This window comes from Leptospira ainlahdjerensis (assembly GCF_016919175.1).
In the GTDB taxonomy this organism is placed as follows: Bacteria; Spirochaetota; Leptospiria; order Leptospirales; family Leptospiraceae; genus Leptospira; species Leptospira ainlahdjerensis.
This window is the reverse complement of sequence record NZ_JAFFPU010000018.1, coordinates 46022-56858: the sequence shown is the minus strand read 5'-3', so window position 1 is coordinate 56858 and position 10837 is coordinate 46022. Positions and strand designations below refer to the sequence as shown.

General features: G+C 47.0%; 11 protein-coding genes. All 11 read left to right on the top strand.

The features are described 5' to 3' along the window. The first annotated feature begins 217 nt into the window (after positions 1 to 217). The 11 genes from JWG45_RS04765 to JWG45_RS04715 all read left to right on the top strand — a co-directional run bounded on the left by JWG45_RS04765 (position 218) and on the right by JWG45_RS04715 (position 10836). Positions 218 to 547, top strand: coding sequence for a hypothetical protein (locus tag JWG45_RS04765; RefSeq protein WP_205278638.1), 330 nt, complete (start codon positions 218 to 220; stop codon positions 545 to 547). A gap of 94 nt (positions 548 to 641) precedes the next feature. Next, the gene (atpB, locus tag JWG45_RS04760) at positions 642 to 1700 is read left to right on the top strand and encodes a F0F1 ATP synthase subunit A (RefSeq protein WP_205278637.1); all 1059 of its coding nucleotides are present in this window, start codon (positions 642 to 644) and stop codon (positions 1698 to 1700) included. A gap of 40 nt (positions 1701 to 1740) precedes the next feature. Next, a complete protein-coding gene (locus JWG45_RS04755) occupies positions 1741 to 2040 on the top strand; it encodes an ATP synthase F0 subunit C (protein WP_069608010.1) in 300 nt (99 codons plus the stop codon). Positions 2041 to 2043: 3 nt separating this feature from the next. Then, on the top strand, positions 2044 to 2565 hold the full coding sequence (locus JWG45_RS04750) for a F0F1 ATP synthase subunit B (protein WP_205278636.1): 522 nt from the start codon (positions 2044 to 2046) through the stop codon (positions 2563 to 2565). 3 nt (positions 2566 to 2568) lie between these two features. Next, positions 2569 to 3129 (top strand): ATP synthase F1 subunit delta, encoded by a 561-nt coding sequence (gene atpH, locus JWG45_RS04745; protein ID WP_205278635.1) that lies wholly within the window; start codon positions 2569 to 2571, stop codon positions 3127 to 3129. Continuing rightward, on the top strand, positions 3119 to 4630 hold the full coding sequence (gene atpA / locus JWG45_RS04740; RefSeq protein ID WP_205278634.1) for a F0F1 ATP synthase subunit alpha: 1512 nt from the start codon (positions 3119 to 3121) through the stop codon (positions 4628 to 4630). The genes atpH and atpA overlap by 11 nt, the downstream gene beginning before the upstream one ends. Before the next feature lie 14 nt (positions 4631 to 4644). Then, a complete protein-coding gene (atpG, locus tag JWG45_RS04735; protein WP_205278633.1) occupies positions 4645 to 5505 on the top strand; it encodes an ATP synthase F1 subunit gamma in 861 nt (286 codons plus the stop codon). Positions 5506 to 5529: 24 nt separating this feature from the next. Beyond that, on the top strand, positions 5530 to 6933 hold the full coding sequence (gene atpD / locus JWG45_RS04730) for a F0F1 ATP synthase subunit beta (protein WP_205278632.1): 1404 nt from the start codon (positions 5530 to 5532) through the stop codon (positions 6931 to 6933). 6 nt (positions 6934 to 6939) lie between these two features. Then, a complete protein-coding gene (atpC, locus tag JWG45_RS04725) occupies positions 6940 to 7323 on the top strand; it encodes an ATP synthase F1 subunit epsilon (RefSeq protein ID WP_069608004.1) in 384 nt (127 codons plus the stop codon). Between the two features lie 83 nt (positions 7324 to 7406). Then, a complete protein-coding gene (locus JWG45_RS04720) occupies positions 7407 to 7688 on the top strand; it encodes an SLBB domain-containing protein (protein WP_205278631.1) in 282 nt (93 codons plus the stop codon). 13 nt (positions 7689 to 7701) lie between these two features. After that, positions 7702 to 10836: a midas domain-containing protein gene (locus JWG45_RS04715; protein WP_205278630.1), complete on the top strand. Its 3135-nt coding sequence runs from the start codon at positions 7702 to 7704 to the stop codon at positions 10834 to 10836. Position 10837 lies beyond the last annotated feature (1 nt).

The following is a 10837-nucleotide window of genomic DNA, read 5'->3' as shown; positions in this document are numbered from 1 at the left end:
AAACGTAGGAACTCTCACAAAAATCTCAAAACGTAGGAACTCTCACAAAAATCTCAAAACGTAGGAACTCTCACAAAAATCTCAAAACGTAGGAACTCTCACAAAAGTCGTTAGCAAACAAGTGGGGATTCTCTTCTTCGAAATAAAATCTAATATACGAGATTCAAGGAAAATCCTTTCTTACAAAACCAGCTCCTTACCAAAGGAAACAACAGTGATGAATTGGAAGAAATATCTCATCGGACTTGGAGTCCAAACTCTTGTCCTGGTCATCGTCTTCGAAGTCTATTATCCGGAGCGGAAATTTCTTTCCGGAAGCATTCTCGCGTTATTCTTACTCTTCCCATTTTATCTCCTTAAGATCTTTGCGATCCTCAAATATCCCAAAAACGGCGTAAATATTCAAATGGGTATAATGGCGGTCTCTTTCCTTTGCAACGGAATCGGCCTTTGGATCGGAGTTTCACAGAACGATGGTTCTGATTTTATAATTGGTTTTTTGATTGCCCATTTCAGCCACTTTCTAATAGTTGTATTCGCGAGCTGAATCTTCCGGTGCCGTTGTAATAAAAAGAAAACCGGAATGTCGCCAATTCTGTGCCGGTGGTTTTCGTAACAACGTTCCACTATTGACTCGAAAAATGAATCTAAACCAGACTTCTTTTATGACAAAAAAGTTAATCTTCTTTGCGTTCTTAGTTGTATTACTTCAATTCCCAATCCTTGCGTCCGAGGAATCTTCTCATAAAGAAAAGGCCTTCGATCTTAACGAAGTCATCGTCCATCACTTGATGGACAACCCCGAGTTCCCATTTAACCTGGGCGGCGTCCAGGTCTTCGAAGGAGAATCGGGTTTTGATCCAAAGAACGCTTCGATCTTTACCGACCACGGAACCGGCAAACGGTTTCACTACGTCGGCGGTTTCGATATGCACATCACAAAGCGTGTCACGATGATGTGGATTGTAGCCCTTCTTCTTTTTCTGATCTTTATTCCCGCTGCACGAATCATCGCGAGGAATCCTCTGAAAGTTCAGTCTCGTTTTGCGAACACGGTGGAAGTCTTCGTCAACTTTCTCAAAAAAGACATCGTAGATGAGAGTATGCACGGACACGGTCACGGGTATTATCACTATATCTTCACGTTATTCTTCTTTATTCTCTTTTGTAATTTGATGGGACTGGTTCCTCCGGTTGGAGAGCTTCTCGCTGTAGCGGGAGAATCTGCGGGAATTATCCACGTAGATCACCACAATATGCCTCTCGTAGCGAAACTCTGGAGTGGAATTACGGTTACCGGTGATATCTCGGTAACGATGACTCTTGCGCTTCTTACGATGTTTTTGATCTACAGCGCCGGATTTATCTACCAAGGACCGAAGTTTATCTGGCATTCCGTTCCAAACGGAGTTCCTCTTCCTCTTTACTTGATCATGTGGCCTCTGGAGTTTATCGTTTCTCCGATGGCAAAAACATTCGCGCTCACCGTGCGTCTTTTGGCAAACATGACTGCGGGACACGTTATCATTCTCGCTCTGATGGGTTTTATCTTTCAGTTTCAATCTTGGGGAATCGTTCCCGTTTCGGTGATCGGTTCCGGTTTGATCTATGTTCTGGAGATCTTTGTGGCTTTTCTCCAAGCATACATTTTCGTACTGCTTACTTCCTTATTCGTCGGATTGAGCATGCATAGGCATTGATTGTAGAATATTGCAATAAACACAGGAGGCAATGGGCAATATGGAATTTGGATTAGGATATATTGGTGTAGGAATCGCAGCAGGAGTCGCAATTCTCGGAGCAGCGCTCGGAATCGGAAGAATCGGTGGCTCTGCTACTGAAGGAATTTCAAGACAACCAGAAGCTGGTGGTAAGATTCAAACTGCAATGATTATCGCTGCAGCCTTGATCGAAGGTGCCGCTCTGTTCGCTCTCGTGATCGCTTTCCAAGCGGCGGGAACTCTGAACGAAGGTTTGAAAGCTACTGTTGAATTCCAAACAAAAGCTTCCGCACCTGCTACTGAAGAAAAAGGAAAGTAAAACTTGGTACTCTTAGCTGCTAAGGGATTAAGCCTCCTAGATGTAAACCCGGGTCTGGTAGTCTGGACTCTGGTTACCTTTCTAGTCGTAGTCTTAGTTCTGAAAAAGTTTGCCTGGGATGTGATTCTGAAAGCGCTCGATGAAAGAGCCGAAACCGTTCAGAATGATATCAAAAAGGCCTCAGAACTCCGTTCGGAAGCGGAAGCTCTCCTAAAGGATTACGAAGCTAGGTTGAACTCTGCGAAAGATGAGGCGAACGCGTTGATCGCGGAAGCCAAATCCGATGCTCTGAAACTGAAGAACAAACTTCTCGAAGAAACGAATTCGGAAGTGAAAGCTCAGAAAGATCAGGCAGTGAAAGAGATCGAACTCGCGAAGGGAAAGGCTTTGGAACAATTGCAATCGCAGATAGTCGAAATGAGTATCTCCGTTGCAAGTAAGGTTCTTGAAAAACAACTCAAAAGCGAAGACTACAAAGCTTTTGTTGAAAAAGAACTAGAACAACTCAAAAAATTGAGCGCATAAACAATGAACGACTCCGGTGTCTCGAAAATATACGCGTCCGCCCTTTTGGGAGCAACAACCGCTCCTGAAGAAGTGGAACAGGAACTCGCGGATTTAGTTCAGCTCCTTTTTCAAGAGGATAAGATCAGGATTTTTTTTCTTTCTCCGACGGTATCGACCGAAGAAAAAGAAACGATTCTTGTCAAAAATCTCCGGGGGAAAGTATCGGAAGTAACCCTGAATTTTCTCGGAGTGCTTTTAAACAAAGGAAGATTTATCAGTCTTCCCGAGATCCAAAAACAATTCACAGAAGAGCTGGATAAGAAGAAAGGAAGAGTTCGCGCGCAAGTAAGAAGTTATCCTTCTTTAGAACCTTCTCAACTTACCAAACTCGGGTCCATTCTTTCGGAAAGATTCAAATCAGAATTCATTCTGGAAGTTACAGAAGATAAATCTCTTCTGGGTGGATTTGTCGTACAATTCAATGACTTAAGAATCGAAAAGTCAATCGCTTCTCAGCTGGGGGAAATCAAGAAAGCCATGCTGGAAAAGAAATTACCGGTTGGAGCCATCTATGAAAATTAAAACAGACGAAATCACGTCCGTTCTCAAACAGGAAATTTTAAATTATAAGAAAGATCTCAGTGTCGAAGAAGTCGGTACGGTTTTAGAAATCGGAGACGGAATCGCCAGAGTATACGGACTCAAGAATGTGATGTCCGGAGAGATGGTTGAATTTCAAAACGGTGTTTTCGGACAGGCCTTCAACCTCGAAGAAAATTCAGTGGGTGTGGTAGTTTACGGAAACTACCTTGAAATCCAAGAGGGATTCACCGTAAAAAGAACCAACCGGATTCTCGAAGTTCCCGTAGGTCCTGAACTTCTCGGAAGAGTCGTAAACCCTTTGGGCGAACCTCTTGACGGAAAAGGTCCGATCAACGCAAAACTCACAAGACCGGTAGAATCTTCAGCTCCCGGGATCGCGATGAGACAACCCGTTGCTGAACCGATGCAAACCGGTATCAAAGCGATCGACGCGATGATTCCAGTGGGTCGCGGTCAGAGAGAGTTGATCATCGGTGACCGTGGAACGGGCAAGACTTCCATCGCGCTCGATACAATCATCAATCAAAAAGGAACCGGTGTTGTCTGCGTTTACGTGGCGATCGGTCAGAAAGCTTCCACTGTGGCTTCTACCGTGGAAATGCTCCGCAACAAAGGCGCTCTCGAATATACGATCGTAGTTTCTGCGACAGCAGCAGAGCCAGCTCCGCTTCAATACATCGCTCCTTATTCAGGATGTAGTATGGCGGAATACTTTATGTATAACGAAAAGAAAGCGACTCTCGTAGTTTACGATGACCTTTCGAAACAAGCGGTTGCTTATCGTCAGATGTCTCTTCTTCTTCGTCGCCCTCCGGGTCGGGAAGCGTATCCAGGAGACGTATTCTATCTTCACTCCAGACTTCTCGAAAGAGCGGCGAAACTCGACGACAAATACGGCGCGGGTTCTTTGACGGCGCTTCCGATCATCGAGACTCAGGAAGGTGAGGTTTCCGCTTACATTCCTACAAACGTAATTTCAATTACGGACGGACAGATTTATCTTCAGTCCAACTTGTTCGCATCCGGTAACCGTCCTGCGGTAGACGTAGGAATTTCGGTTTCTCGGGTCGGTTCTGCGGCGCAGATCAAAGCGATGAAACAAGTCGCAGGAAAGATGAAACTCGAACTAGCACAGTTCCGCGACTTGGAAGCATTCGCTCAGCTCGGAACCGAACTCGATCCTGCTACACAAGCACAGTTGGATCGCGGGAATCGGATCGTTCAGATGCTCAAACAACCGGTGTCTTCTCCGTTCCCGGTGGAAGAACAAGTTGTGGAAATCTTCGCTGTGACTCGTGGTTTTATGGATAAGATCCCTGTGGCGAAAGTTCAGGAATATGGAAAGTATCTCTTAACCACGATTAAAGAAAAATATACAGAAGTTTTGGACGCGATCCGCAAAGAAAAGAAAATCTCCGACGAAGAAAAACTCGGTGAAGTTCTGAGCGCAATCGCTGAAGAATTTTTAAGAAAGCACTGAGATAGAGGTTCGCTTTGGCAACTCCAAGGGAAATAAAGAAAAGAATCACCTCGGTCAAGAACACGAGAAAGATCACCCGAACGATGGAAATGGTCTCGACGGCCAAGTCCAAGAAGATCAGCGACCGGGTGAACGCTTCTCATCCTTTTTCCAATAAGATCAAGGAACTTGTGTCTTCTCTCGCGTCTCTGAGCGGAGTCGTTCACAGCCCTTACTTAAGAAGACCGGACAAGATCAAGAACGTAGCTCTTCTCGTGATCACCGCGAATCGAGGTCTCTGCGGAGGATACAATTCCAACGTAAACAGACTTGCGAAAGCGAAGGTCGCAGAATGGAAGAAGGAAGGGGTTGGTGTAAGACTCTTTATCGTTGGGAAGAAGGGGATTTCCTTTTTTCGATTTGCGGGTGAAAAAGCCGAAAAGACTTTCACTCATATCGACGACAAGGCCGGATACAAGGAAGCCGAAGAATTCGCGAATCTCTTTCTGGAATTATTCGCTAAGGAAGAAGTGGACGCGGTGGAAATCGCTTCCACGGTTTATTATTCTTCCGCGTCACAAAAACCGGAAGTAACCAAAGTGCTTCCTTTTGAAGTATCGAAGGACGGAAATGTAAACGACATGATAGCATACGAGCCGAGCCCGGCGCTTGTGCTTGAATCTTTGCTTCCTCTTGTAGTTAAGACCGCATTCTTAAAAGCGATCCTCGAAGCGAATTGCTCCGAACAGATTGCAAGAAGAATTGCGATGAAGTCCGCGACGGACGCGGCTTCCGAAATGATAAAACTGCTCACTCGCGGATACAACCGCGTAAGACAGGCAAAAATTACTCAGGAAATTTCTGAGATTGTTGCCGGAGCGGACTCACTGAACTAATCACATCGTATTGGAGCGACTTGGATGAATAAAGGTAAAATCAAGCAGATCATCGGATCCGTTTTGGACATCGAGTTCGAAGGCGGACAACTTCCTGAAATTTATAACGCACTTGAAATCGAAGGAACGGTTTCCGGAAAAAAAGAAACCATCATCGCGGAAGTGCAAACTCATATCGGGGGGAGAGCAGTTCGTGCGATCGCACTTTCTTCCACGGATGGTTTGATCCGAGGACAAGAAGTCACCAATACGGGAAAACCGATCAGCGTTCCCGTGGGCGAAGTGACTCTGGGAAGAATTTTTAACGTCCTTGGGAAAACCATCGACGAAGGTCCTGCGATCACAGTAAAAGAAACTCGCCCGATTCACAGACCGGCTCCTGCTTTCGACGAACTCACTTCCAAAACGGAAGTTTTCGAAACAGGAATCAAGGTCATCGATCTTCTCGCTCCTTATATCAAGGGTGGAAAGACCGGACTCTTCGGCGGCGCCGGGGTTGGTAAAACGGTCCTCATCCAAGAGCTCATCAACAACATCGCAAAACAACATGGTGGTTTCTCCGTGTTCGCCGGAGTAGGGGAAAGAACTCGGGAAGGAAACGACCTTTGGAGAGAGATGAAAGAATCCGGCGTTATCGACAAGACCGTTCTTTGTTACGGTCAGATGAACGAGCCTCCGGGCGCTCGTCTTCGTGTCGCGTTATCCGCTCTTACCATGGCGGAACACTTCCGTGATTCCATCGGAACCGACGTTCTTCTTTTCGTGGATAATATCTTCCGTTTCTCTCAAGCGGGATCCGAAGTATCCGCACTTCTCGGAAGAATGCCGTCCGCCGTTGGTTATCAGCCGACTCTTTCCACGGAAATGGGTGCGCTTCAAGAAAGGATTACTTCCACTAAAAAAGGTTCGATCACTTCCGTTCAGGCAATTTACGTTCCTGCGGACGACTTGACCGACCCGGCTCCTGCAAACGCGTTTGCCCACTTGGACGCCACTACGGTTCTTTCTCGTGCGATCTCCGACAAAGGGATTTATCCTGCGGTGGATCCTTTGGATTCCACTTCTCGCGTGATGAACGCACAGGTTCTTGGAGAAGAGCACTACGCGGTTGCCCGTGAAGTTCAAAGAATTCTTCAGAGATACAAGGATTTGCAAGACATCATCGCGATCTTAGGTATGGACGAGCTTTCCGAAGACGACAAGGTTCTCGTTGCGAGAGCGAGAAAGATCGAAAAATTCTTATCTCAACCTTTCCACGTTGCGGAAGTATTTACCGGAGCTCCCGGAAAATATGTAAAACTCGCCGATACCGTTCGCTCTTTCAAAGAAGTGATTTCCGGTAACTACGATCACCTTCCTGAGCAAGCGTTCTACATGGTTGGATCCATCGACGACGCGATCGAAAAAGCGAAAGGATACAAAGGATAATCGGAAATGTCCGCGAATAAACTGAACGTATCCGTAATCTCTCCCGAAAAGATTCTCTATAAGGGAGAGGTCGACTCATTGGTTGTTCCGGGTAACGAGGGATTCTTCGGGATCCTTCCCAATCACGCGCCTCTGGTCGCAGTTCTTGGGATCGGAGTCCTCGAAATTCGCAAAGGAGAGAAACTGAAAATTCTCTCCGTAGAAGGCGGATTTATCGAAGTAAAAGACAATTCTATCAGCATTCTTACCGATCACGGCGCTTTGAAGGAAGACATCGATCTTCAGGCAGAGCAAAAAAATCTCGCAGAGGTTGAAAAACTTCCCCCTTCCGATTCTAAAAATCTTCTCCTCCAAAAAGCAAAAACCCGAATTTTAGTCGCATCGCGCTAACTTTTAGGGGTCCTCCGATCCGAAAATAGTAGCAGAGATTCCCTTTTCTCCGAATACAATGGAGAATAGGGATCGGTAGCTTTATGAAAACAACGATCCGTATCATCGGCTTATTGGTGTTATTTATAAGCGTAGGTTATCTCTTGCGAAGAAACCAGGATTGGGTTCGGAGTATTTTTGAACCGGAAGACATATCCGCGGCGATCCGCGGCAACGTCCGAAATCCGGGAATCTATCGACTCAAACAAGGAGATACCTTGGAGGACTTGCTTCAGATCGCGGGCGGATATAAAAAACCTTCGCAGACAAAGCAAGACCTGAGCCGGGAAATCCTGGACGGACAGGTCATTGAACTGAAAGAATGAAGTTATTAGGAAGATGGCGGAAGACTACGAAATGATAAAGGACGATAACTCCCCCGGTGGAGGAGACCAGGATTCAGGTATGGACGAATTACAATTCGATGATATCGATTCCATGCTCGCTTCCGGTGAACCGGATTCCGCTTCCACGAGCGGATTAGACGACCTATCGATGGAAGTGGATCCGTTGGAAAGCCTCGTCGCAAGTTCCGGAGAAGAATATCCCAGCAGCTTTGAAAACGACTTCTCCTTTCACCCTGAAGAAAATTCTTCTGACGAAACCATCGGAGACGATTCCCTGGATCTGGAACTAACCGATCCACTCATAGATGCGGAAATAGACAAATTATTAGATATTAGCGAAATCTCAAAACCGAACAAATCCAGCCTTTCGCAATTAGAATCCGACGATTCCTTTTTTATACCCGCGGACGAAAACGAAACATCCGATCAGGATTTTTCCGAACTCGATAGCTATCTCACGGAAGAGCCGGACGCAATCAGCTTCGGAGAAGAATTGGACGATCTCGACGATTTCGGTTTAACGGATTTAGACGACGAAGGTCCGATCTCTCTTCATGAAGACGATCTACAAGGAGTCAAGCCCGACTTCTCCTTACAAGACTTCCATACGGAAGAGGAACAACAGGAAGAACTTGATCACGGAGATCTTTCTTTTGACGAAGACGATTTTTTAAACGAAGAAGAAGGCCCGATTTCACTTTCGGAAGACGAACTCGGAGCCATCGGAGCGACGGAAGCTCCTCTCGCGGATTTTTCTCATCCCGACGCGGGGGAAGAAGAATCAATCGCACTTTCCGGATCGGAACTCGACGGAATTTTAGAAACCGACGATAAGACCGATTGGGGTTCCACTTCCCTGGATACGTTAGACGATCTTGACGAAGACGGACCGATTTCCTTGAGCGGAAACGAGCTGGACGACATTCTCGGTTCTTCGGGTGAACCTTCAATTCAACCGACCGCGAGCGCAAACGAAGAAGACGAACTTCCCGATTTTATCACACATCACGACGAGCCAGAAACGGATGACGAAGGTCCGATCGCGCTTTCCGAAGACGAGTTGGGAAATCTTCTCGCCGACAACTCGGGAGAAGATACCAACGAACCTCTGGATTCTTTTCCCGAGTTGAACATCGGTGGAGAGGAATCTGCTTCTTCCATGCCGGACTTTACGCTCGACTCCGAAGACGAGGAGCCGATTTCCCTTTCTCTCGACGAACTGGATCATATACAAACGGATGCAGACGCGTCAGACGAAATTGCATCCGTTTCACTCGAAGACGGAGGTTTTGATCTTCCTCCGGAAGAATCCGTTTTGGAATCGGAGGACAACGAACCGATCGCACTTTCCGAAGAAGAGCTCGGAAATCTTCTCTCGGATGATTCCGGTTCGGAAGATCTGGAAAGCGGGGACGGATTTTCGGATCTTCTGCACGACGATACGTTACCGGAAGACACCGGTTCCATGTTCGGGGGAGACGATTCTTTTACCCTCCCCGTAGAACAAGACTTAGGTGGACCTGACGAATTCGGACTGGATGAGGAATCCTTACCGGATCATTCCGATTTCGCATTTGAGCCGAGCGATTCGGTATCGGAATCGGACGACGCCGAAGACGGAGAGCCGATCGCACTCTCACAGGAAGAATTGGGAAATCTTCTCTCCAACGATTTGAAAGAGGAAAAGACCGATTCCTTGTTTGACGAACCGACTTCCGAAGAAGACGATCTGATTTCTTTACCCGTAAACGAACTGGACGAGTTGGGCGAATTGTCGGAAACCGCTTCCGTTGAAGATGACGGATTCTCACTCGACGATTTCGAATTGCCTACGAATGATCTGGACGCGGCCTTGGAATCTCCGAATGTTCCTTCCTTGGAAGACGAAGGTCCGATCGCACTTTCCGACGACGAACTTGGAAATCTTTTATCGACTGAATCCGCCGAATCGGAAGATTCTTCCGCTTTTGATTTTGAGCCGAGCGAAACTTCGGTTTTGGATGAAAATGAGGACGAAGGTCCGATCGCACTCTCTGACGAAGAACTTGGAAATCTTTTATCGACTGAATCCGCCGAATCGGAAGATTCTTCCGCTTTTGATTTTGAGCCGAGCGAAACTTCGGTTTTGGATGAGAATGAGGACGAAGGTCCGATCGCACTTTCCGACGACGAACTTGGAAATCTTTTATCGACTGAATCTCCGGAATCGGAGGATTCTTCTTCCTTTGACTTTGAGCCGAAAGAATCTTCGATCCTGGACGGAGAAGACGCGGACGAACCGATCGCACTTTCCACCGATGAACTCGATCATCTTCTGACCGATAACGCCGAAGCGAGTGCGGAAGGTGAATTTCCCGGTGCGGATTCCGAGATCGATTGGGACGCACCTCTTTCCGAGCCTGGTGAGGTGCCCTTGGAAGACGAAGAGCCGATCGCTCTTTCCACCGATGAGCTGGATCATATTCTTACGGACAAAGCGGAAGCAAATGAAGGAGAATTTCCAGGAGCAAATTCCGAGATCGATTGGGACGCACCTCTTTCGGAACCCGGTGAGGTTCCTTTGGAAGACGAGGAGCCGATCGCACTTTCCACCGATGAGCTGGATCATATTCTTACGGATAAAACCTCAGAAATCTCTTTGGAAGAAGACGAAGGTCCGATCGCGTTGTCCGAAGACGAACTCGGCAACCTGCTTTCCGATGTGGAAGTTACGGAAGAAGGCGAGGATTTAAACGAGATCTTGGGAGAACTTCCCGCTTCATCCGATCTCGACGCCTTCGGGTCGTTAGACGAGGACGTTTCCCTAGCACAACCGGATTCTTCCTCTCCGATCGTTCCAACCGCGGAAACCGTTCAAGACGACGGAATGATTATCGTCTTAGACGAGTATGCGGACGAAGAAGAGCTTTCTCCGATGGAGGAATTGCGTAAGACTCCGGATCAAACCGTAACACAACCGGCGGCGGCTGAAGGCGTAGAAACCACTCCTTCGAAAGAAGAGATGAAGCGGATCATGACGTATTTGGACGAACTCCTTGGAAATCTTCCGGACGATCTCATTCGTGAATTCTCTCAGTCCGATTATTTCGAACTTTATAAAAAACTAATGAAACAAATTGGTGTTTGAC